Below are 22169 nucleotides of genomic sequence, written 5' to 3' on the forward strand. Positions count from 1 at the left end.
GGAATAGCTCAGTTGGTAGAGCACGACCTTGCCAAGGTCGGGGTCGCGAGTTCGAGTCTCGTTTCCCGCTCCAGATTTAACATCACCCTCATTTCAGTCCGTTATCCGACTGTTTTACGTCGCGTGATTTTGATTGTTTCATGAAGGTTATCCACAGCACTGCACCCCATCATCTGCGCCTGTTACGGCGATCTGTAAATGGCTTTTGAACAGAGTTATCCACAACCTTGCAGGTTAACCGAAGCGATAGCCTCATTATTAAATAAACACAACTTTTATATAAGTTGTTGATATTTATCATTATGAAAATATTTCAATTTGTTATCTAACAGCAAAATCAGCGTTGTTGCAGTTGAATGACAACAGCTTTTTATTTTTATTCACAGCATGTGGAAAACGATAATTCGCGATCAAGCTGTTCAATCACGCATCACGCGGTAAACCCTTCTCTACTGCACGAACCAGGCGCTTCTGCTGGGCAGGTTGCACTTCAACCACGAGTTGCTCGCGTTTCTGCTGCTGCTGCGTGATTGCCCACAGAATATGTTCATCCAGCAGGTCACTTTCACCGAGTCGTTGTTCCAGTACCTGAACGATTTCGGGCGACCAGGGCGCGTTACCCAGCGCCACTGCAATATTACGCAGCCAGCGTAAATGACCAATGCGGCGAATCGCTGAGCCTTCAGTGATGCGTAAAAACTTCGCTTCATCCCATTGAAACAGATCGATCAGCTCAGGGGCGTGTAGCGCCGCTCGCGGTGAAAAGTCGCTTTCGTCACTGAGTTGTCCATAGCGATTCCACGGACAGATCAGCTGGCAGTCATCACAGCCATATATCCGGTTGCCCATCAGCGGGCGAAATTCTTCCGGGATCGCGCCTTCCAGCTCAATGGTGAGATAGGAAATACAGCGCCTGGCATCCACGACGTAGGGCTCAACGATCGCGCTGGTGGGGCAGATGGTCATGCAGGCGACACAGCGGCCACACTGCTCCTGCTGCGGTGTATCTACCGGCAGCGGAATATCGATCAGCAGTTCGCCGAGGAAAAACCATGAGCCTGCTTCCCGATTCAGTATCAGCGAATGTTTGCCGGTCCAGCCGAGTCCCGCTTTGGCCGCCAGCGGCCGCTCAAGCAGCGGGGCCGAATCCACAAACGGGCGAAAATTAAGCTCGCCACAATGCTGCTGGATCATTTCTCCGAGCTTTTTCAGTCGATTGCGCAATACTTTGTGGTAATCACGACCTAATGCATAACGGCTGACATAGCCCAGCTGGGGATTTTTCAACGTGCTGGCAAAGGCGGCTTTGGCCGGAAGGTAGTTCATGCGAACGCTGATAACGCGCAGCGTGCCGGGCAGCAGTTCATGAGGACGCGCCCGCATCATGCCGTGTCGCGCCATCCACTCCATCTCGCCATGATACTGCTTATCCAGCCACGCCTGCAGGCGCGGCTCTTCCGCACTGAGATCGGTATCGGTGATGCCGACCTGCTGAAAGCCGAGATCCAATCCCCACTGTTTAATCTGTTGTGCGAATTGATGAAGATCGAGAGGGTATGACATGAGTAACCAGGATTCGAAGAAAAACAGCCGCAGTTTACCATATTCTGTCTGGCCTGCGCAGGCTGTGGCCCAGCTTGAGCAACAGGGGGCCGATGCGCTCGGCATTACGCTGTATGAGCTGATGCAGCGTGCCGGACAGGCCGCTTACGAGCATCTGACTGCGCACTGGCCAGAGGCCAGCCACTGGCTGATTCTGTGTGGTCACGGCAACAACGGTGGCGATGGTTATGTGCTGGCGCGACTGGGACAGGCGGCGGGCAAAACCGTTACGCTGCTGGCGTGCGAAAGTGAAAAAGCGTTGCCGGAAGAGGCGCAGCGTGCACGGGACGCGTGGCTGGATGCGGGCGGTGAAATTCATGCGGCCGATGCGGTCTGGCCAGAGCAGATCGATGTGATTGTGGATGCGCTGCTGGGAACCGGCAGTCATCGTGCGCCCGAAGAACCCTATGCCACGCTGATCCAGCAGGCGAACGCTCATGCGGCGCCGAAACTTGCCATTGATATGCCTTCCGGTTTATCAGCCCGCAATGGCACCGCGCCCGGTGAGGTAATTAATGCCAGCCATACGCTGAGTGTGGTCGCTCTTAAACCGGGCCAGATCACTGGCAAAGCGCGAGATTACATTGGAGAGCTTTACTATGCCGATCTCGGCCTGGCCGCTTTTCTGGCGGGCGAAGTAGCTCCCATCGCGCGTTATGATGCCAGCGCATTAACCCGCTGGCTCAAGCCGCGCAAACCAACCTCGCACAAGGGCAGTCATGGCCGGCTGCTGGTAGTGGGGGGCGATGCCGGTACCGCTGGCGCGGTGCGGATGACGGCAGAAGCGGCGTTGCGCAGCGGTAGTGGGTTAGTGCGAGTACTTACTCACAAAGATAATATTATTCCGATCCTGACCGCCCGGCCCGAAATTATGGTCGATGAACTGACCGATGAGCGCCTGACGGAGGCGCTGGAGTGGGCCGATGTCATTGCGATAGGGCCCGGTCTGGGTCAGCGCGACTGGGGAAAGCGTGCGCTGAAGCGGGTAGCGAGCAGTGAAAAGCCGATGCTTTGGGACGCGGATGCACTTAACCTGCTGGCAATCAGTGCGGAGAAACGTCAGAATCGCATTATTACGCCGCATCCTGGAGAAGCGGCGCGTTTGCTGAATACCGAGACCAGTGAAATTGAGAGTGACCGCTTACATGCAGCGCAGACATTGGCGCAGCGTTATGGTGGCGTAGTGGTACTGAAAGGCGCCGGTACGCTGATTGCCAGCGAGCAAGGTGAAATGGCCTTTGCTGACGTGGGCAATGCCGGAATGGCCTCCGGCGGTATGGGCGATCTCCTGAGTGGAATCATCGCCTCGCTGGTGGGCCAGAAACTGACGCTGTTTGATGCGGCCTGCGCCGGCTGCGTTGCACATGGTGCCGCGGCCGATGCGGTCGCTGCGGAACGTGGTACGCGCGGTATGCTGGCAACTGATTTACTGGATCTGCTGTGGCAGTTTGTTAATCCTGAGATGAATAAAGAAGCATGAAGACCTGTGTTATCTCTTTGCCCGATGAGGCGGCTACGCTCAGTTTGGGCGCTCAGCTGGCGCGCGCCTGTGGCAGCGCGGCAGTGATTTATCTCTATGGCGATCTGGGGGCGGGTAAAACCACCTTCAGCCGCGGCTTTCTGCAGGCGCTGGGCCATCAGGGCAACGTCAAAAGCCCTACTTACACGCTGGTTGAGCCTTACACGCTGGACGACCGCACACTTTATCACTTCGACCTCTATCGTCTTGCCGATCCTGAAGAGCTTGAATTCATGGGCATCCGCGACTATTTCAGCGGCGATGCTATCTGCCTGGTTGAATGGCCGCAGCAGGGCGCCGGTTTTCTGCCGCCGCCCGATCTCACGCTAACGCTGCGTTACGTGGGTGAGGCGCGTGAAGCGGAACTGACGGCACAATCCTCGTCGGGCCAGCAATGGCTTGAACAATTTGGTCAGGGCAGGGATCAGGCATGATGTCACGGATGAAAATAGCGCTGGTGACACTGTTGCTGCTGGTCTGTACACCCCTGTTTGCCGCCACCCTGTCGGATATCAAAGTCGCTAATGGCGACAGCCAGGCAACCATCACCCTGAACTTTGCCGGACAACCTGTCTATGGCTTCTTCCCGCTGCGCAATCCTGACCGTGTGGTGCTTGATGTGCGCCAGAGCGGCGTGGTTCAGGGGCTGCCGTTAAATTTCAGCGGCGAAAACATCGTAAAGCGAATTCGCACCAGCACCCCGAAAGATAAACAGAGCGTGCGGCTGGTGTTTGAGCTGACGCAGGCGGGTAAAACCCGGGCGGTCACCCAGCGCAATGGCAACAGCTACAGCGTGGTCTTCACCATTACCGGTAAGCCGCCTGCTGTTACGCGCAGTGTGCCTGCGCCGGTAACGGCCCCGACGCGCGTGCCCACCCAGAGTGCCGCAGCGGCGAACCCCTTTAATTCGAATCCGGTGACGTCCGTGACCAGCACAGCCAGCACCGTGAGTCCTGGCCGGGCCGTCAGCCAGAACGATACCGTGATTGTGGCGATTGATGCCGGACATGGCGGTCAGGATCCCGGCGCTATCGGGCAGCGCGGACTGAAAGAGAAGAACGTCACAATCGCAATTGCACGTAAACTGCGGGTGTTGCTGAATAACGATCCGATGTTTAAAGGCGTCCTGACACGTGATGGCGACTATTTTATCTCGGTTATGGGCCGCTCCGACGTGGCGCGTAAAGCCAACGCCAACGTGCTGGTTTCAATTCATGCTGACGCTGCGCCGAGCCATGCGGCGACCGGTGCATCGGTCTGGGTATTATCAAACCGCCGGGCCAATAACGAGATGGCTAACTGGCTGGAGCAGAAAGAGAAACAGTCTGAGCTGCTGGGCGGCGCAGGTGACCTGCTGGCTAACAGTCAGGCCGACCCCTACCTCAGCCAGGCAGTACTTGACCTGCAATTCGGTCACTCGCAGCGGGTCGGTTATGACATCGCCCAGAAAGTGTTGCAGCAGATGCGCAGCGTGACATCGCTGCATAAACGTCTGCCTGAGCATGCCAGTCTTGGCGTGCTGCGTTCACCCGATATTCCTTCTTTGCTGGTGGAAACCGGCTTTATCAGTAATTCCTCGGAGGAGCGACTGCTTGGCAGTAGCGCACACCAGGATAAGATTGCGCAGTCGATCTATAAAGGTCTGCGCACTTATTTCCTGGCGCACCCGCTGCAATCCATCCCAAAGGAGGAAAACCGGCCGCTGGGCTCGTCGCCAGCGGTTAACGTCGCCAGCAACCCGGCGACCGGGGTGACGCAATATACCGGCGTAACTCAGCGCCATACGGTTACGCGCGGTGAGACACTCTCCGGGATTGCCGCGAAGTATGGCGTCAGCATGTCGACCCTGCGTGAAATGAACACCCTGAAGCGGGATGTGGTATGGGTCGGACAGCGGTTGAAAGTGCCGGCCAGTGCGGCCGCTAGCCGCACCACGCGCGCCACGCCACGCGGCGTTGTGCGTCATAAAGTGGTTGTGGGGGATTCACTGACCGGCATTGCCGCACATTATGGCGTCAGCCCGAAAGCGATAATGCAGACCAATAATCTGAAATCGACCAACGTCATGTTGGGGCAGAACCTGAAAATCCCTGCATCCTGATTGTTTGCCCGGCCGCTGCGCCGGGCGGCCAGCTAAAAGGAAAACCATGCCGATACAAATTTTACCGCCCCAACTTGCAAACCAGATTGCGGCGGGTGAAGTGGTTGAACGTCCTGCATCGGTTGTAAAAGAGCTGGTGGAGAACAGCCTGGATGCTGGTGCAACGCGCATTGACGTTGATATTGAAAAGGGTGGCGCAAAGCTTATCCGCATCCGTGACAACGGCTGCGGCATCGTGAAAAGCGAGCTGTCGATGGCGCTGGCCCGACACGCCACCAGTAAAATCGCCTCACTGGATGATCTGGAAGCGATCATGAGCCTGGGTTTTCGCGGTGAAGCGCTCGCCAGTATCAGTTCTGTCTCCCGCCTGACCTTAACCTCACGTACCGCCGATCAAACCGAAGCCTGGCAGGCCTATGCGGAAGGGCGTGATATGACGGTAACGGTTAAACCGGCTGCGCATCCGTGTGGGACCACGCTCGAAGTGCTGGATCTGTTTTATAACACCCCGGCGCGCCGCAAATTTATGCGCACAGAGAAAACCGAGTTCGGTCATATCGACGAAGTGATCCGTCGTATTGCACTGGCGCGTTTTGATGTCGCGCTTTCACTGAGCCACAACGGCAAAATGATGCGTCAGTATCGGGCGGTCAGCGAGGAGAGCCAGCGCGAACGGCGACTGGCGGCTATCTGCGGCACCACGTTTATTCAGCATGCGCTGCGAATTGACTGGCAGCATGATGATCTCTCGCTGCGCGGCTGGGTCGCCGATCCCGCCGGTTCGCGCCAGGTCACCGAGTTACAATATTGCTACGTCAATGGCCGGATGATGCGCGACAAGCTGATTAATCACGCTATTCGCCAGGCTTTCCAGACCCAGCTCCAGGATGACCAGCAGCCCGCTTACGTGCTCTATCTGGAGATCGATCCGCATCAGGTGGATGTCAACGTTCACCCGGCCAAGCATGAAGTGCGTTTTCATCAGTCACGCCTGGTGCATGATTTTATTTATCAGGGCGTGGTCAGCGCGTTACAGGCGATAGCGTCACCCATTTTGCCTGCGCTGCAGGCAGAAGAAGCCGCACCGCGCTGGCAGCCGGAAAACCGTCAGGCGGCGGGGGGGAATCATTTTGCGCAGCCTTCAGCCCCCGCCAGCGAGAATCAATCTTCAGCCTCCACGCGGCAAACACCGCCCGCAGCGGCGCCGGCCTGGCAAAACAAAGAGAACGTGTATCGTCAGCGTGAAGGCGCGGTTTATCAGCAGTTGCTGAAAACGCCTGTCAGCGCCACGCCGCCGCCAAAAAACCGTGAACCGGCACCGCGTCCGGCCGAAAAACCCTCGCCGCTGGCCGCGCATGCCCAGAGCTTTGGCCGGGTACTGACCGTGTTGCAAAACCACTATGCGCTGCTGGAGCAGGATCAGAAGTTAATGCTGATGGCGCTGCCGGTCGCGGCGCGCTGGCTGAAACAGGCGCAGCTTGAACCGGGTGAGGAAGGGCTTAAACCGCAACCCCTGCTGATTCCGGTGCGGCTCAAAATCGCCCTGGATGAACGGCAGGCCGCAAAAGAAAAGAGCAGCCTGCTCAATCAGATGGGTATTGATCTTCAGCCCGAAGGTGACCACGTGACCTTACGCGCGGTGCCTTTACCGTTACGAACACAAAATTTACAAATCTTGATTCCTGAGCTGTTAGGCTATCTCGCCCGGCAGCAGGAGATCTCTGCGACGAAACTGGCCCAGTGGCTGGCGCGGCGTCAGGATACAGAGTCCTCCGACTGGAATCACTCACAGGCGATCAACCTGCTGGCAGAGCTTGAACGGCTTTGCCCACAGCTGCTGAAATCGCCGCCTTCAGGCTTATTACAGCCCATAGAGATTGAGAGCGCGATCAACGCGTTGAAGCATGAGTGAATTAAACCAGGCTGGCCGGCCAAAGGCTATTTTTTTGATGGGACCCACGGCTTCTGGCAAGACCGCTTTAGCAATTGAATTGCGTAAGCGGTTACCAGTGGAACTAATCAGCGTAGACTCTGCCTTAATCTATCGTCAGATGGATATTGGTACGGCGAAACCGTCGGCTGAGGAGTTAGCAGTGGCACCCCATCGTCTGCTCGACATTCGCGATCCCGCTGAAGCCTATTCGGCAGCGGAGTTCCGGCGGGATGCTTTAGCAGAAATGGCGGATATCGTTGAAGCCGGACGAATACCGTTGCTTGTTGGTGGAACCATGCTCTACTTCAAGGCGTTACTTGAAGGATTGTCGCCGTTGCCCTCGGCCGATCCCGACGTTCGTCAGCGGATAGAGCAAACGGCGCGTGAAAAAGGCTGGGAAGCTTTACACCGCCAGCTGTGTGAAATCGACCCGGTTGCCGGCAGTCGTATTCATCCGAATGATCCGCAGAGACTTTCGCGAGCACTGGAAGTTTTTTTTATTTCGGGTAAAACTTTAACGGAACTGACAAAAACATCCGGTGAAGCGTTACCCTACGACGTGCAACAGTTTGCCATCGCCCCCGCGAGCCGTGAATTGCTGCACCAGCGCATCGCGTTGCGTTTTGAGCAGATGTTGGCGTCAGGATTTGAAGCGGAGTCTCGGGCCCTTTTTGCACGAGGTGATTTGCATACGGACATGCCTTCCATTCGTTGTGTTGGCTATCGTCAGATGTGGTCTTATTTATCGGGCGAAATCGATTACAGCGAGATGGTTTATCGGGGAATTTGCGCAACCCGGCAGCTTGCTAAGCGACAGATGACCTGGTTACGCGGTTGGGAAAATGTTCACTGGCTTGACAGTGACGAGCCCCGGCTGGCGCGTGATACAGTGTTACAGGTTCTTAGTGCGAAGCATGGGTGATTGTGTACAATTGATGGGTTATCGTGCGCAAATTTTTACGCAGTTTTTTCAGAACCATAGGTTCTACTTGCAACAAACAACAAGCATATAAGGAAAAGATAGAATGGCTAAGGGGCAATCATTACAAGACCCGTTTTTGAACGCACTGCGTCGTGAACGTGTTCCGGTTTCGATTTATCTGGTTAACGGTATTAAGTTGCAGGGTCAGATTGAGTCATTTGATCAGTTCGTCATTTTGTTGAAAAACACGGTGAGTCAGATGGTGTATAAGCACGCCATTTCTACCGTTGTTCCTTCACGCCCGGTTTCTCACCATAGCAATAATACCGGTGGCGGCAGCAACAATTACCATCATGGCGGCAGCAACACAACTGCGCAGCCACAGCCACAACAAGACGGTGATAACGCAGAATAACGCGTCACCGTACAGCCAGGAACGGAGAACAGCGGTTTTCCGTCCTGGTCTTTTATTTAGCGAGGTTATAGCTTGTTTGACCGTTATGAAGCCGGTGAGCAGGCCGTACTGGTACACATCTGGTTCTCCCAAGACAAAGAAGTAGAAGATTTGCAGGAGTTTGAAACCCTGGTCTCTTCTGCTGGCGTTGAGGCGCTGCAAGTGGTTACTGGCAGCCGCAAAGCGCCACACCCCAAGTATTTTGTCGGTGAAGGAAAGGCCGTTGAAATTGCCGATGCGGTAAAAACAACAGGAGCATCGGTCGTATTATTCGATCATGCCCTTACGCCCGCTCAGGAAAGAAACCTCGAGCGCCTGTGCGAATGCCGGGTCATTGATCGCACCGGTTTAATTCTGGATATCTTTGCCCAACGCGCACGTACCCACGAAGGTAAATTGCAGGTTGAGCTGGCACAGCTGCGCCATCTTGCGACACGTCTGGTGCGCGGCTGGACCCACCTTGAACGCCAGAAAGGCGGGATTGGTTTACGTGGCCCGGGTGAAACGCAGTTAGAAACGGACCGCCGGCTGTTGCGCGGCCGTATCAGTCAGATTTTGTCTCGTCTTGAGCGAGTTGAAAAACAGCGTGAGCAGGGACGTCAGTCACGCGCCAAAGCGGATGTGCCAACGGTTTCGCTGGTGGGTTACACCAACGCCGGCAAGTCGACCCTCTTTAACGCCATGACCTCCGCCAATGTCTTTGCCGCAGACCAGCTGTTTGCGACGCTCGACCCCACACTGCGTCGTCTGAATGTTGCTGATGTCGGGGACGTGGTACTGGCGGACACGGTAGGCTTTATTCGCCATCTTCCTCACGACCTGGTTGCCGCTTTTAAAGCCACGCTGCAGGAGACACGTCAGGCGACGCTGTTAATGCACGTGATTGATGGGGCTGACCTTCGCGTCACGGAAAATATCGCCGCCGTCGATGCCGTACTGGAAGAGATTGAAGCGGACGAAATCCCGACGTTACTGGTGATGAATAAAATCGATATGCTCGACGGATTCGAACCGCGTATCGATCGTAACGAAGAAAACCTGCCAATCCGCGTCTGGCTTTCCGCCCAGACAGGCGCAGGCATTCCGTTGCTATGGCAGGCGCTGTCTGAGCGTCTGGCGGGTGAAATAGCCCAGCACGCATTACGTCTGCCACCGGAAGCGGGGCGACTTCGCAGCCGTTTCTATCAGCTGCAGGCGATTGAGAAAGAGTGGAATGAAGAAGACGGCAGTGTAGGATTGCAGATACGTATGCCCATTATTGAGTGGATGCGTTTATGTAAGCAGGAACCGTCGCTGACCAGTTACATTGTTTGATATTGCCCAAACGCATTTACCTTAAAAATTGAAGATTGTCGCACTTTCTTTGCAGACCCGAATACGCTGGCGTTACCCGAGTATTTTGGATTTCAGCAAGGCGGCAACTGAGTGAATCCCCGGGAACTTACGCAGGTAAGTGACCAGGGTGAGCGAAGGCAGCCAACACCGCTGCAATCCGAAAGCTGAAGGGTAAAAATCGTAATTACAATAAATGGAGTAGAAACATGGCGTGGAATCAGCCCGGAAATAACGGACAGGACCGCGACCCGTGGGGAAGCAGCAATAATCAAGGCGGCAACTCTGGGGGGAATAAGGGAGGACGGGAATCCGGGCCTCCTGATCTGGATGATATCTTCCGTAAGCTGAGCAAGAAGCTTGGTGGACTGGGCGGTGGCAAACAGAACGACAACGGTCAGCGCGGCTCCGGCAGCGGTGGCAAAATTGTTGGTATCGTGGCTGTTGCTGCTGTAGTCATCTGGGCTGCAAGCGGTTTCTACACCATCAAAGAAGCGGAACGTGGCGTGGTGACGCGCTTCGGTAAATTCAGTCATCTGGTCGAACCCGGCCTGAACTGGAAGCCGACATTCGTTGATCAGGTGCGTGCGGTTAACGTTGAATCGGTGCGCGAACTGGCTGCTTCTGGCGTCATGCTGACTTCGGATGAGAACGTAGTACGCGTGGAGATGAACGTGCAGTACCGCGTGACCGATCCGGAACGTTATCTTTATGCTGTGACCAGCGCGGACGACAGCCTGCGTCAGGCTACCGACAGCGCACTGCGCGGCGTGATTGGTCGCTCTACCATGGACCGCATCCTGACCGAAGGTCGTACCGTGGTGCGTAGCGATACCCAGCGTGAAATCGACGAGACGATTCGCCCTTATAACATGGGAATCGCGGTGCTGGACGTCAACTTCCAGGCTGCACGTCCGCCGGAAGAGGTGAAGTCTGCATTTGATGACGCGATTGCCGCACGCGAAAACCGCGAGCAGTACGTTCGTGAAGCCGAAGCTTACGCCAACGAAGTTCAGCCTCGTGCTAACGGCCAGGCGCAACGTATTCTGGAAGAGGCACGCGCTTACAAAGAGCGTACCGTGCTGGAAGCGCAGGGTGAGGTGGCGCGTTTCGCCAAGATTCTGCCTGAGTATAAAGCTGCACCCGAAATCACCAAAGAGCGTCTCTATATCGAGACCATGGAGCGTGTGCTGAGCCATACCCGCAAAGTACTGGTTAACGATCGGGGTAATAACCTGATGGTGCTGCCGCTGGATCAACTGATGCGTGGCGGTCAGACTTCATCGGGCCAGAATGGTCAGAAAGGCGCGAATGGTTCTTCGCTGCCTGCGCGCTCCGATAGCAGTGCCAGCCGCAATGAAACGTCGTCATACAGTCCGGACAATATCATGGATCAGCGTCGGGCAAATGCTCAGCGCAGCGACAGCCAGCGCGAAGGGAGAGAGTAATCGATGCGTAAGCCAATAGTATTTTTAATCATTGTCGTGCTGGTGGCGCTCTATGCGTCCCTGTTTGTGGTGCAGGAAGGGCAGCGAGGCATTGTTCTGCGCTTCGGTAAAGTCCTGCGCGATGGCGAAAACAAGCCGCAGGTGTTTGAGCCGGGTCTGCATTTCAAGATTCCATTCCTGGAAACGGTTAAAACGCTGGATGCGCGTATCCAGACCATGGATAACCAGGCCGATCGCTTCGTCACCAAAGAGAAGAAAGATCTGATCGTGGACTCCTACATCAAGTGGCGTATCAGCGACTTCAGTCGCTACTACCTGGCCACCGGTGGCGGTGATGTCTCTCAGGCGGAAGTGCTGCTGAAACGTAAGTTCAGTGACCGCTTGCGTTCTGAGATGGGTCGTCTGGATGTGAAAGATATCGTAACGGACTCTCGTGGTCGTCTGACCACCGATGTGCGTGACGCGCTGAATACCGGCTCTGCAGGCAACGATGATGAAATCGCAACCCCTGCGGCTGATGACGCGATTGCCAGTGCAGCGGCCCGTGTCGAGCGTGAAACCAACAGCAGCGAGCCAGCACCAAACCCGAACAGTATGGCGGCGTTAGGTATTCAGGTGGTGGATGTTCGCATCAAGCAGATCAACCTGCCGACTGAAGTGTCTGATGCGATCTTTAACCGTATGCGTGCTGAGCGTGAAGCGGTAGCGCGTAGCCAGCGTTCACAGGGTCAGGAAGAGGCGGAAAAACTGCGCGCCCAGGCCGATTACCAGGTCACCCGTACTCTGGCTGAAGCCCAGCGTGAAGCGCTGATTACACGCGGTGACGGTGATGCGGAAACGGCGCGGTTGTTTGCCGATTCGTTCAGCAAAGATCCTGACTTCTACGCCTTTATTCGTAGCCTGCGTGCCTATGAAAACAGCTTCAATAGCGATCAGGATGTGATGGTGTTAAGCCCGGATAGCGACTTCTTCCGATATATGAAGGCGCCCTCTAACGCGACACGCTAAGAACTGATATAACCTGTGGGCCGACAATGTTGTCGGCCCTTTTTTTTGGGTATCAGAATGAAAACAAGCATCTGGATGGCGCTGGCGCTGGTGTTAGTGCTGGAAGGGTTGGGACCAATGTTTATGCCGCGCGCCTGGCGACGCATGATCCTGACGATGACGCGGTTGCCCGATCGTCTGCTGCACCGCTTTGGTGGAGGACTGGTCGTTGCTGGCATGGTGATTTACTGCATGCTCAGCCTGCACGGCAACCTCTGAGGCTGACGTTCAGACCGGCTAAATTGTGCCTTTCAACGCTATTATCCCCAACATGTTGTAGTGATCAAAACTCAGGCAAAAAAGCGCGCAATCGTATGCTAAAAGTGCTGAAAACCACGGGATCAGATGGTAGAATCCTTTTTTAAGCAATCGGTGATTTTGAGAAATGGGTAAGAACGTCGTCGTACTGGGCACCCAATGGGGTGACGAAGGTAAAGGTAAGATTGTAGACCTTCTGACTGAGCGCGCGAATTACGTTGTGCGTTATCAAGGCGGCCACAATGCGGGCCACACGCTTGTCATCAACGGTGAAAAAACCGTCCTCCACCTGATCCCTTCTGGCATTCTGCGCGATAACGTCACCAGCATCATTGGTAACGGCGTAGTGCTTTCTCCTGAAGCCTTAATGAAAGAAATGAAAGGCCTGGAAGCGCGCGGGATCCCGGTACGTGAACGTCTGCTGATTTCTGAAGCCTGTCCGCTGATCCTGCAATATCATGTTGCGATGGATATGGCGCGTGAACGTGCTCGTGGCGCCAAAGCGATTGGTACCACGGGGCGTGGCATCGGACCGGCTTATGAAGATAAAGTCGCTCGCCGTGCCCTGCGCGTCAGCGACCTGTTTAACAAAGAAACCTTTGCGGCCAAGCTGAAAGAAGTGGTCGATTTCTACAACTTCCAGCTGGTGGAGTACTACAAAGAGCCGGCAGTCGACTTCGATAAAGTGCTGAGTGATGTGATGGAAGTTGCTGACATCATCACTGGCATGGTCGTTGACGTCTCTGAACTGCTGGACGTCGCGCGTAAGCGTGGCGATCTGATTATGTTTGAAGGTGCGCAGGGTACGCTGCTGGATATCGATCACGGTACCTATCCGTACGTGACCTCATCCAACACCACCGCAGGTGGCGTAGCGACCGGTTCAGGCATTGGCCCGCGCTATGTCGACTACGTGCTGGGTATTGTGAAAGCTTACTCAACCCGCGTTGGCGCAGGCCCGTTCCCGACCGAGCTGTTCGATGAAACCGGCGAATTCCTCTGTGCGCAGGGTAATGAGTTTGGCGCGACCACCGGTCGTCGTCGTCGTACCGGCTGGCTGGATGCGGTAGCGGTTCGCCGCGCGGTCCAGATCAACTCCCTGTCAGGTTTCTGCATGACCAAGCTGGACGTGCTGGATGGCCTGAAAGAGGTGAAGATCTGTGTGGCTTATCGTATGCCTGATGGCCGCGAAGTGACCACCACGCCACTGGCGGCAGAGAACTGGGAAGGCATTGAGCCGATCTACGAAACCCTGCCAGGCTGGAGTGAGACAACGTTTGGCGTCAAGACGCTGGAAGGTTTGCCTCAGGCTGCGCGTGACTACATCAAGCGTGTGGAAGAGGTAACGGGTGTGCCGATTGATATCATCTCAACCGGCCCTGATCGTAGTGAAACAATGATTCTGCGCGACCCGTTCGACGCGTAATCATTCAGGCCGGACGCTGTCCGGCCCTTGTTTTTCCATTCTTTGATGCCACTTAACCTCCCTTCGCTTGTCAAACCTTCTGCTGGCTTAAAAAAGCGCACGGCCAGACAGACTCTGGTTTATCATCGTAGCTAATCGAATGGCGATCCGATTTAATCCTGGCATCAATCACAGGGCGAATAAGGTCATGCCGCGCCTGAAGGTTCACTGAGGTTACTGTGCAGCTCACGAGTTTTACTGATTATGGCTTACGGGCACTGATTTATCTGGCATCGTTGCCGGAAGGTCAGCAGACCAATATTACGGAAGTGACGAACACTTATGGTTTGTCCCGTAATCATATGGTCAAAATTATCAATCAGCTGAGCCGGGCGGGCTATGTCGCCGCAACGCGTGGTAAAAACGGGGGCATTCGTCTGGGTATGCCAGCTCGTCAGATTGTCATTGGCGATGTGGTACGTAAGATGGAACCACTACAATTAGTGGATTGTGCGTCCTGTTCCATCACGCCAGCCTGTCGTCTGAAGCAGGCGTTACATGATGCGGTGCAGCGATTTTTGCAGGAGCTGGATAGCTATACGTTGGCAGATCTGGTCGAAGGAAATACACCACTTTATGAGATCATCTTGTCCAGATCGCCGGTGGAAATAAATATTAAATGACATCGGAGGAACCGCTATGTCAAAAGATCCTTTTCAGGATAGAGAAGCTGAAAAATACGAAAACCCTATTCCGAGCCGTGAATTTATTCTGGCTCTGTTAGAAAAACGTGAAAAACCGGCCAGCCGCGAAGAGCTGGCTGAAGAGATGAATCTGCAGGAAGAAGAACACCTTGAGGCGCTGCGTCGCCGCCTTCGCGCCATGGAGCGTGATGGTCAGCTGGTGTTCACCCGCCGTCAGTGTTATGCCCTGCCAGAACGTCTTGATCTCCTGCGCGGTAAAGTCATTGGCCACCGCGATGGCTACGGCTTCCTGCGGGCAGAAGGTCAGAAAGATGACCTCTACCTTTCCGCAGAACAGATGAAATTCTGTATGCACGGTGACGTGATCCTGGCGCAGCCGCTGGGTGCCGATCGCAAAGGCCGCCGCGAAGCGCGAGTGGTCCGGGTGCAGGAACCCCGCAACAATCAGATCGTTGGCCGTTACTTTACCGATGCCGGTGCTGGCTTCGTGGTACCGGACGACAGTCGCCTGAGTTTTGACATCCTCATCCCGCCTGAAGAGACGATGAATGCCCGTATGGGTTCCGTGGTGGTGGTTGAGCTGGTCCAGCGTCCGAACCGTCGCAGCAAAGCGATCGGTAAAATCGCCGAGATTCTGGGCGATGATATGGGTACCAGCCTGGCCGTGGATATGGCGCTGCGTACGCATGAAATCCCGCACACCTGGCCGCCGGAAGTGGAAGCTCAGGTCAGCAAACTGAAAGAAGAAGTCCCGGAAGAGGCCAAAAAAGGCCGCGTCGATCTGCGTAAGCTGCCGCTGGTCACCATCGATGGTGAAGATGCCCGTGACTTTGATGATGCTGTTTACTGTGAGAAGAAGCGCGGTGGCGGATGGCGTCTGTGGGTAGCTATCGCGGATGTCAGCTATTACGTCCGTCCTGGCACCCCACTGGATGACGAAGCGCATCAGCGCGGAACCTCGGTCTACTTCCCGTCGCAGGTTGTGCCGATGCTGCCGGAAGTGCTGTCGAATGGCTTATGTTCGCTTAACCCGCAGGTCGATCGCCTCTGTATGGTGTGCGAGATGACCATCTCGACCAAAGGTAAACTGACCGGCTTCAAGCACTACGAAGCGGTGATGAACTCCCATGCGCGTCTGACCTACAACAAAGTCTGGAACATTCTGCAGGGCGACAAAGAGCTGCGCCAGCAGTATGCGCCGCTGGTTAAAGACCTTGAAGAGCTGAACAACCTCTATCATGCGCTGGAAGCCGCTCGTGAAGAGCGCGGCGGTATCTCGTTTGAAACGGAAGAGGCGAAGTTTATCTTCAACGCCGAGCGCCGTATTGAGCGTGTTGAGCGCGTGTCACGTAATGACGCCCATAAGCTGATCGAAGAGTGCATGATCCTGGCGAACATCGCCTCGGCACGCTTCGTTGAGAAAAATCAGGAACCGGCGCTGTTCCGCGATCACGATCGCCCGACCGACGAAAGCATCAAGAGCTTCCGTACCGTGCTCAACGAGCTGGGACTGAGCCTGCCTGGCGGCAATAAACCGCAGCCAATCGACTATGCGGCGCTGCTGAAGCAGGTTGCCGATCGTCCTGATGCGGAAATGCTGCAAACCATGCTGCTGCGTTCGATGAAGCAGGCCGTTTACGATCCGGAAAACCGCGGTCACTTTGGTCTGGCGCTCTCGTCGTATGCGCACTTTACCTCGCCAATCCGTCGTTATCCGGATCTGACGCTGCATCGCGCCATCAAATATCTGCTGGCAAAAGAGCAGGACGAAGGTAAAGGCCTGGTACAGCGCGCCATTAAATACCTGATGCCGAGAGATCGCAGCGTCGCCAAAGATATGACGACAGCAACCGGCGGCTATCACTACGACATGCCGCAGATGCTGCAACTGGGCCTGCACTGTTCCCTGACCGAACGCCGCGCCGATGAAGCGACCCGTGACGTCGCGGACTGGCTCAAGTGTGACTTCATGCAGGATCAGGTTGGCAACGTCTTCAACGGCGTCATTTCCAGCGTGACCGGATTTGGCTTCTTTGTACGCTTAAGCGATCTGTTCATTGATGGTCTGGTCCACGTTTCGACGCTCGACAACGATTACTACCGTTTTGACCCGGTAGGTCAGCGTCTGATCGGTGAATCGGGCGGTCGCACCTATCGTCTGGGTGATACGGTTGAAGTGCGTGTTGAAGCCGTCCATATGGATGAGCGTAAAATCGACTTTGCCCTGATCTCCAGCCAGCGTCAGGTACGTGGTGAAGGCAAAACCGCACGCGACCGGGCGAAGCGTGACGACAAAGCGCCAGCGAAACGCCGTCGTGATGCGAGCAAGAAGTCCAACTTCGAGCCGGACGCCGCTTTCCGGGGCGACAAGGGCAAGCCCGCCGCTGCAAATACCGAGAATAAAAGTAAAAACGTCTCGGAAAAAACCCGTAAAATCGCCGCCGCCACCCGGGCGAAGCGCGCCAGAAAAAAGGCGCAGCCTGACTGATGCGCGCACCCGCCCTTTCTCACTGAGAAAGGGCGGTCATTCATTCATTTCCAAACACTGAGCAGATCGATGAGCGAAATTATTTTTGGTATCCATGCCGTGCAGGCGCTGCTGGAACGTGATCCACAACGTTTCCAGGAAGTCTTTATCCTCAAAGGCCGCGACGATCGTCGCCTGCAACCCGTGGTCGCCGCGCTGGAAGCTCAGGGGGTCGTGATTCAGCTGGCCGAGCGCAAGTGGCTCGACAGCCAGGTTGAAGGCGGTGTGCATCAGGGTATTGTGGCGCGGGTAAAACCGGGTCGTCAGTATCAGGAAGGCGACCTGCCGGATCTGCTGCAGAGCCTGGAGAAACCCTTCCTGCTGGTGCTGGACGGGGTCACCGATCCGCACAATCTGGGTGCCTGCCTGCGCAGTGCCGATGCGGCCGGTGTGCACGCGATTATCGTGCCGAAAGATCGCTCTGCGCCCCTGAATGCAACGGCCAAAAAAGTGGCCAGCGGCGCGGCAGAGAATGTGCCGTTGATCCGCGTCACCAACCTGGCACGTACCCTGCGTCTGCTGCAGGAGTACAACATCTGGGTTGTCGGTACCGCAGGTGAAGCTGACCATACCGTCTTCCAGAGCAAAATGACCGGTCCGATGGCGCTGGTGATGGGCGCGGAAGGGGAAGGCATGCGTCGTCTGACCCGTGAGCATTGCGATGAGCTGATCAGCATTCCGATGGCGGGCAGCGTCTCTTCGCTGAATGTCTCGGTTGCTACGGGTGTCTGCCTGTTTGAAGCGGTGCGTCAGCGCAACGCCTGATCCCCGATGTGATCCTCGCCACAAATTAGTTCCTGTACCAGGCATAACTGCGCGTCATTCGTATATACCCAAAGGATTTCGGGTTGCATTGAGGCGGCAAGAGAACGAATCCCGATGAGCTTACATGAGTAAGTGATTCGGGTGAGTGAACGCAGCCAACAAAAATGCAGCTTGAAAGACGACGGGTATACTTACTGAGTGACATCCGCGAGGAGTGGTTATGACCTGGACAACACACACCGTTTTTAATCAGCCCCATCCTCTGAGCAACAGCAACCTGTTCCTGTCTGATACGCCGCTCGGCGAGGCACTGTCACGCGAAGGCGCCGGATGGGATCGGGAGTGGCTGGCTTCGGTAGGCCGACAGCTGGGCAGCGCCGAGTCGCTGGAACTGGGCCGGCTCGCCAACGCGGAGCCACCTGAACTGCTGCGCTACGACGCCCGCGGCGTACGGATGGATGAAGTCCGTTTTCACCCCGCCTGGCACCTGCTGATGCAGGGTGTCTGCGCCAGCCGCCTGCATAATCTCAGCTGGCATCCCACAGTACGTGAACAGGCCAGCGTGGCGCGCGCTGCGCGCTTTATTCTGCATGCGCAGGTTGAAGCGGGCACGCTTTGCCCGGTGACCATGACGCACGCGGCCATTCCACTGTTGCAGACTTATCTGCCCGCCGCGTTTGAAGGCTGGCTCGATCCGCTGCTCAGCGATCGTTACGACACCCATGCGCAGCCCGGCGACCAGAAGCGGGGTCTGCTGATCGGTATGGGCATGACGGAAAAACAGGGCGGCAGCGATCTGCTCACCAGCACTACCCGGGCCGAGCCGCTGGGGGCGCGCGGCCCGGGTGAAGCCTACCGGCTGACCGGCCACAAATGGTTCTTCTCGGTGCCGCAGAGCGATGCGCATCTGGTGCTGGCGCAGACGCCCGCCGGATTAAGCTGTTTCTTCCTGCCGCGCCTGTTGCCTGATGGGTCACGCAACGCCATCCAGCTTGAGCAGCTTAAAGATAAGCTGGGTAATCGCTCAAATGCCAGTTGTGAGGTGGAGTTTCGCGATGCGACCGGCTGGCTGCTGGGAGAAGAGGGCGAAGGCGTGCGGCTCATCCTTAAAATGGGCGGTATGACGCGCTTCGACTGCGCACTCGGCAGTCATGGTCAGATGCGGCGTGCATTCTCGGTGGCATTCTGGCATGCACATCAGCGCCAGGTGATGGGGAAAAACCTGGTGGATCAGCCGCTGATGCGTCAGGTTCTGGCACAGCAGGCGCTGCAGCTGGAGGGGCAAACCGCACTGCTGATGCGGCTGGCGCGCGCCTGGTCACAACCGGCAAAACCGCATGAGGTCACGTTTGCCCGCTTATTCACTCCGGCTGCAAAATATCAGATCTGCAAAGCGGGTGCCCCGTTCGTCGCGGAGTCGATGGAAGTGCTGGGGGGCATCGGCTACTGCGAAGCGAGCGAGCTGCCGCGCCTCTATCGTGACATACCGGTCAACAGCATCTGGGAAGGGTCGGGCAACGTGATGTGTCTTGACGTACTGCGCGTGCTCACCCGTCAGGCAGAGGTTTCGGAGATGCTGAGTCAGGAATTTGAAGCGGTGAAAGGGAGTAATCGTCATTTCGATGCGCGCTGGCGTCAGTTACGGCTGCGAATGAGCAAAGTCCCCGAAGAGCAGGCGCGCGAGGTGACCCGCACGCTGCTGCAGCTTGCGACCGGCGCTCAGCTACTGAAATATGGCGAACCGCCGCTGGCGGATGCATGGTGCCAGCAGTGGCTCGATCGGCGTGGCTCCCGCCCCCTTGAGGCAGCAATCACAGACCGTTTACTGGCCCGTGCCTGTGGCAGGTGATGCGCCGTAAAGAATCGCGCTGGCGTACCAGAGACCGGGCATTACCGTTTCACTCAGCGCCACGATCTGATAGTAAGCCGCACCGGCCTGGTTAGCCCGGGTGGCCACGGCCCGCCCGGCATCATCCGGTGAGCCGCGCACGTTAACGGTAATATTGCCCAGCTTTGGCAAACCGCCACTCTGCGCCCGTGAAATCTCCTGCGCCTGTTGCGTCGGCGCGGGCGGTGCTTTTGGCGTGGTCTCAAGCGCGGAACAGCCTGCCAGCAGCAGGCTTATCACCAGTAAATAAGCGAAACGCATAGCAAAACCCTCTTTCAGGACGAAGCATTAAGTGTATGCCATCGCCCTGAATGACGTCAGGATTTAAGGCTGAATACGCTGACCAGCTGGGTCAGGTGATGCCCTTTATCACTTAGGTTCTGCGCGCTGTTTTCCGCCTGTGTCACCAGTTCGCTGTTCTGGTGAGTCGCCTGGCTGATCTGGTTCATCGCCAGATTAACCTGGCCGATGCCTGCCGCCTGCTGCTGCGCCGCCACGTTGATCTCGCCCATCAGCGCCTGCACCTGCTCGATGTGGGTCACAATGTCGCTCATCGCATCGCGCGTCTGCTCAGATAACTGATGGCCCTCCGCCACGTTGCTGATGGAGGTCGCAATCAGTCCATCAATCTCTTTAGCGGCCTGCGCAGAACGCTGTGCCAGCGCACGCACTTCTGCGGCCACCACGGCAAAGCCACGGCCCTGTTCCCCGGCACGTGCCGCTTCAACGGCGGCGTTCAGCGCCAGGATATTGGTCTGGAAGGCGATCGACTCAATCACGTGGGTGATATCAGCAATGCTTTGTGATGAAACCTTAATCGCCGACATGGTGTTGACCGAGCGCACCACCGTCTGGCTGCCGTGACTGACGATATCGCTGGCTTCGGCCACCAGTGACATCGCCTGACGCAGGCTGTCTGCGGTGTGTTCAACCGTCGCGCCAAACTGCTCCATGCTGGCAGAGGTCTGCTCCACGCTGCTGGCCTGACGCCCGATCTGCTCGCTGATGTTATGACTGCTGGCCGCGATGGTGTCTGTGCCGTCGCTGATCTCCTGCGCCGCGCCGCGTACCTGGCTGACGATTTTCTCCAGACCATCGCCAATGCCGTTGATCGCAACGATCAACTGGCCCACTTCATCGCGACGCTGGGTATCCATATGGACCTGCAGATTCCCGGCGGCATATTGCTCCGCCAGATGGATCACCTGCTGCAACGGACGGGTAATCGCCCGACGGCTGTACCAGACAAACCCCAGCGCAAAGACCACCACCAGAATCAGTCCGGTTATCAGGAACAGGTTACGGCTATGCGTAATCGGGGCGAGCAGGCTTTCACGGTTAACTTCGCCGGCGATCACCCAGTTCCAACCCGGCAGCTGCTGCCAGGCCAGAATCTGGTGCTCGCCGTTGATCTCTGCCTGCAGCATGCCCTGCGGCTGAGTCAGCAGCGGCTGGAGTGTCGCGCTATCCCAGGCAGGTCGTTTTCCTTCGTTGTGCTGATCGAACAGATACTCTCCCTGCGTCTTACCGGGGGTGCCGTTGAGCACAAAGAAATGACCACTATCACCCAGCTTGCGTGCCAGGATTTTTTCACGCATCAGCGCATACTGCTTATCAATGCCAACGCCGACAAACAGGATGGCGACAACCTTGCCACTCTCATCTTTTACCGGCTGATATTGTGTGATGTAGCGATGGCCGAACAGCGTCGCCAGCCCCTGATAGACGTCGCCCTGACGGACGCTTTTCCAGGCGGCGCCGTTGCGGTCAAGCTGCGTACCGATTGCGCGACTGCCATCCTGCTTTTTCAGCGAGGTGGAAATACGGATAAAATCATCGCCGTCGCGCACAAAAATGGTCGCCACGGCGGCGGTGCGTTCGGTGAAATCGTCTACCGCGGTCTGGTCGAGGTTCAGCGTTTTTAACCCGGCGCGCAGCACCGGCGTCGAAAAGGCACCGACCTGCACCCGGGAGCCTTCATCCAGGCTAAAACGCTTAGGCAGGAAACTGGTAAACAGACTGGTGTAGTGAGCCACCTCTTCGGTGAGAGTGGCGTTGAACATGGTGGCCATTTCACTGATGCCCTGCACCTGGTTTTGCATGTCATCGATGGCGAGATTTTCCAGCTGCCGCGAAGCGGTGTGGCTCTGGGTTAGCGTCAGAACCAGCAACAATAACGCTACGCTGAGAGACGTCAGTACAGACAGCTTAACTCCAAGACTCAGGCCGCTGAGAGAGAGACGCTTCATAAATTACCTTTGATC

At 56.3% G+C, this 22169-nt stretch carries 18 protein-coding genes; 15 read left to right on the forward strand and 3 right to left on the reverse strand.

Annotation, left to right across the window (positions count from 1 at the left end; translation table 11 throughout):
• Nucleotides 1–423: 423 nt before the first annotated feature.
• Nucleotides 424–1563 (reverse strand): tRNA epoxyqueuosine(34) reductase QueG, encoded by a 1140-nt coding sequence (gene queG / locus NR201_RS12310; protein ID WP_022623940.1) that lies wholly within the window; start codon nucleotides 1561–1563, stop codon nucleotides 424–426.
• Between queG and nnr the strand changes: the two genes are divergently transcribed.
• The 15 genes from nnr to NR201_RS12385 all read left to right on the forward strand — a co-directional run bounded on the left by nnr (nucleotide 1562) and on the right by NR201_RS12385 (nucleotide 19866).
• A complete protein-coding gene (gene nnr, locus NR201_RS12315; RefSeq protein WP_256849821.1) occupies nucleotides 1562–3082 on the forward strand; it encodes a bifunctional ADP-dependent NAD(P)H-hydrate dehydratase/NAD(P)H-hydrate epimerase in 1521 nt (506 codons plus the stop codon). The genes queG and nnr overlap by 2 nt on opposite strands.
• On the forward strand, nucleotides 3079–3555 hold the full coding sequence (gene tsaE, locus NR201_RS12320) for a tRNA (adenosine(37)-N6)-threonylcarbamoyltransferase complex ATPase subunit type 1 TsaE (RefSeq protein WP_010256103.1): 477 nt from the start codon (nucleotides 3079–3081) through the stop codon (nucleotides 3553–3555). Before nnr ends, tsaE begins: the two co-directional genes overlap by 4 nt.
• On the forward strand, nucleotides 3552–5222 hold the full coding sequence (amiB, locus tag NR201_RS12325) for an N-acetylmuramoyl-L-alanine amidase AmiB (RefSeq protein WP_033769796.1): 1671 nt from the start codon (nucleotides 3552–3554) through the stop codon (nucleotides 5220–5222). Before tsaE ends, amiB begins: the two co-directional genes overlap by 4 nt.
• A gap of 46 nt (nucleotides 5223–5268) precedes the next feature.
• The gene (gene mutL, locus NR201_RS12330; RefSeq protein ID WP_256849822.1) at nucleotides 5269–7134 is read left to right on the forward strand and encodes a DNA mismatch repair endonuclease MutL; all 1866 of its coding nucleotides are present in this window, start codon (nucleotides 5269–5271) and stop codon (nucleotides 7132–7134) included.
• Nucleotides 7127–8077, forward strand: coding sequence for a tRNA (adenosine(37)-N6)-dimethylallyltransferase MiaA (gene miaA, locus NR201_RS12335; protein WP_010256112.1), 951 nt, complete (start codon nucleotides 7127–7129; stop codon nucleotides 8075–8077). Before mutL ends, miaA begins: the two co-directional genes overlap by 8 nt.
• A gap of 103 nt (nucleotides 8078–8180) precedes the next feature.
• The gene (hfq, locus tag NR201_RS12340; protein ID WP_010256116.1) at nucleotides 8181–8492 is read left to right on the forward strand and encodes an RNA chaperone Hfq; all 312 of its coding nucleotides are present in this window, start codon (nucleotides 8181–8183) and stop codon (nucleotides 8490–8492) included.
• Between the two features lie 72 nt (nucleotides 8493–8564).
• On the forward strand, nucleotides 8565–9845 hold the full coding sequence (gene hflX / locus NR201_RS12345) for a ribosome rescue GTPase HflX (RefSeq protein ID WP_010256119.1): 1281 nt from the start codon (nucleotides 8565–8567) through the stop codon (nucleotides 9843–9845).
• A gap of 227 nt (nucleotides 9846–10072) precedes the next feature.
• Nucleotides 10073–11311: an FtsH protease activity modulator HflK gene (hflK, locus tag NR201_RS12350; protein ID WP_010699807.1), complete on the forward strand. Its 1239-nt coding sequence runs from the start codon at nucleotides 10073–10075 to the stop codon at nucleotides 11309–11311.
• 3 nt (nucleotides 11312–11314) lie between these two features.
• A complete protein-coding gene (gene hflC, locus NR201_RS12355) occupies nucleotides 11315–12319 on the forward strand; it encodes a protease modulator HflC (protein WP_010256123.1) in 1005 nt (334 codons plus the stop codon).
• Nucleotides 12320–12376: 57 nt separating this feature from the next.
• Nucleotides 12377–12577 (forward strand): DUF2065 domain-containing protein, encoded by a 201-nt coding sequence (locus NR201_RS12360; protein WP_010256126.1) that lies wholly within the window; start codon nucleotides 12377–12379, stop codon nucleotides 12575–12577.
• A gap of 166 nt (nucleotides 12578–12743) precedes the next feature.
• On the forward strand, nucleotides 12744–14042 hold the full coding sequence (locus NR201_RS12365; RefSeq protein WP_010256129.1) for an adenylosuccinate synthase: 1299 nt from the start codon (nucleotides 12744–12746) through the stop codon (nucleotides 14040–14042).
• Between the two features lie 218 nt (nucleotides 14043–14260).
• Nucleotides 14261–14704 carry a nitric oxide-sensing transcriptional repressor NsrR gene (gene nsrR / locus NR201_RS12370; RefSeq protein ID WP_010256130.1) on the forward strand — a complete coding sequence of 148 codons (444 nt, stop codon included), beginning with the start codon at nucleotides 14261–14263 and terminating at the stop codon, nucleotides 14702–14704.
• 16 nt (nucleotides 14705–14720) lie between these two features.
• A complete protein-coding gene (gene rnr, locus NR201_RS12375) occupies nucleotides 14721–17213 on the forward strand; it encodes a ribonuclease R (RefSeq protein ID WP_010256132.1) in 2493 nt (830 codons plus the stop codon).
• 69 nt (nucleotides 17214–17282) lie between these two features.
• Nucleotides 17283–18017 (forward strand): 23S rRNA (guanosine(2251)-2'-O)-methyltransferase RlmB, encoded by a 735-nt coding sequence (gene rlmB / locus NR201_RS12380; RefSeq protein ID WP_010256134.1) that lies wholly within the window; start codon nucleotides 17283–17285, stop codon nucleotides 18015–18017.
• Nucleotides 18018–18237: 220 nt separating this feature from the next.
• Nucleotides 18238–19866 carry an isovaleryl-CoA dehydrogenase gene (locus NR201_RS12385; RefSeq protein ID WP_256849823.1) on the forward strand — a complete coding sequence of 543 codons (1629 nt, stop codon included), beginning with the start codon at nucleotides 18238–18240 and terminating at the stop codon, nucleotides 19864–19866.
• On the opposite strand, the gene bsmA is transcribed toward NR201_RS12385, so the two are convergent.
• Nucleotides 19840–20166 carry a biofilm peroxide resistance protein BsmA gene (bsmA, locus tag NR201_RS12390; protein ID WP_033758911.1) on the reverse strand — a complete coding sequence of 109 codons (327 nt, stop codon included), beginning with the start codon at nucleotides 20164–20166 and terminating at the stop codon, nucleotides 19840–19842. The genes NR201_RS12385 and bsmA overlap by 27 nt on opposite strands.
• A gap of 56 nt (nucleotides 20167–20222) precedes the next feature.
• Nucleotides 20223–22154 carry a methyl-accepting chemotaxis protein gene (locus tag NR201_RS12395; RefSeq protein ID WP_256849824.1) on the reverse strand — a complete coding sequence of 644 codons (1932 nt, stop codon included), beginning with the start codon at nucleotides 22152–22154 and terminating at the stop codon, nucleotides 20223–20225.
• Between the last annotated feature and the right edge of the window lie 15 nt (nucleotides 22155–22169).

The organism is Pantoea sp. Fr-CA_6, assembly GCF_024520895.1.
Lineage (GTDB): Bacteria > Pseudomonadota > Gammaproteobacteria > Enterobacterales > Enterobacteriaceae > Pantoea > Pantoea agglomerans.

Bases quoted from the DNA above. Each gene is read 5' to 3' on its own strand.
- nnr (WP_256849821.1), top strand. From the start codon at position 1,562: ATGAGTAACCAGGATTCGAAGAAAAACAGCCGCAGTTTACCATATTCT.
- queG (WP_022623940.1), bottom strand. From the start codon at position 1,563: ATGTCATACCCTCTCGATCTTCATCAATTCGCACAACAGATTAAACAG.
- tsaE (WP_010256103.1), top strand. From the start codon at position 3,079: ATGAAGACCTGTGTTATCTCTTTGCCCGATGAGGCGGCTACGCTCAGT.
- amiB (WP_033769796.1), top strand. From the start codon at position 3,552: ATGATGTCACGGATGAAAATAGCGCTGGTGACACTGTTGCTGCTGGTC.
- mutL (WP_256849822.1), top strand. From the start codon at position 5,269: ATGCCGATACAAATTTTACCGCCCCAACTTGCAAACCAGATTGCGGCG.
- miaA (WP_010256112.1), top strand. From the start codon at position 7,127: ATGAGTGAATTAAACCAGGCTGGCCGGCCAAAGGCTATTTTTTTGATG.
- hfq (WP_010256116.1), top strand. From the start codon at position 8,181: ATGGCTAAGGGGCAATCATTACAAGACCCGTTTTTGAACGCACTGCGT.
- hflK (WP_010699807.1), top strand. From the start codon at position 10,073: ATGGCGTGGAATCAGCCCGGAAATAACGGACAGGACCGCGACCCGTGG.
- hflC (WP_010256123.1), top strand. From the start codon at position 11,315: ATGCGTAAGCCAATAGTATTTTTAATCATTGTCGTGCTGGTGGCGCTC.
- NR201_RS12360 (WP_010256126.1), top strand. From the start codon at position 12,377: ATGAAAACAAGCATCTGGATGGCGCTGGCGCTGGTGTTAGTGCTGGAA.
- NR201_RS12365 (WP_010256129.1), top strand. From the start codon at position 12,744: ATGGGTAAGAACGTCGTCGTACTGGGCACCCAATGGGGTGACGAAGGT.
- rnr (WP_010256132.1), top strand. From the start codon at position 14,721: ATGTCAAAAGATCCTTTTCAGGATAGAGAAGCTGAAAAATACGAAAAC.
- rlmB (WP_010256134.1), top strand. From the start codon at position 17,283: ATGAGCGAAATTATTTTTGGTATCCATGCCGTGCAGGCGCTGCTGGAA.
- NR201_RS12385 (WP_256849823.1), top strand. From the start codon at position 18,238: ATGACCTGGACAACACACACCGTTTTTAATCAGCCCCATCCTCTGAGC.
- bsmA (WP_033758911.1), bottom strand. From the start codon at position 20,166: ATGCGTTTCGCTTATTTACTGGTGATAAGCCTGCTGCTGGCAGGCTGT.
- NR201_RS12395 (WP_256849824.1), bottom strand. From the start codon at position 22,154: ATGAAGCGTCTCTCTCTCAGCGGCCTGAGTCTTGGAGTTAAGCTGTCT.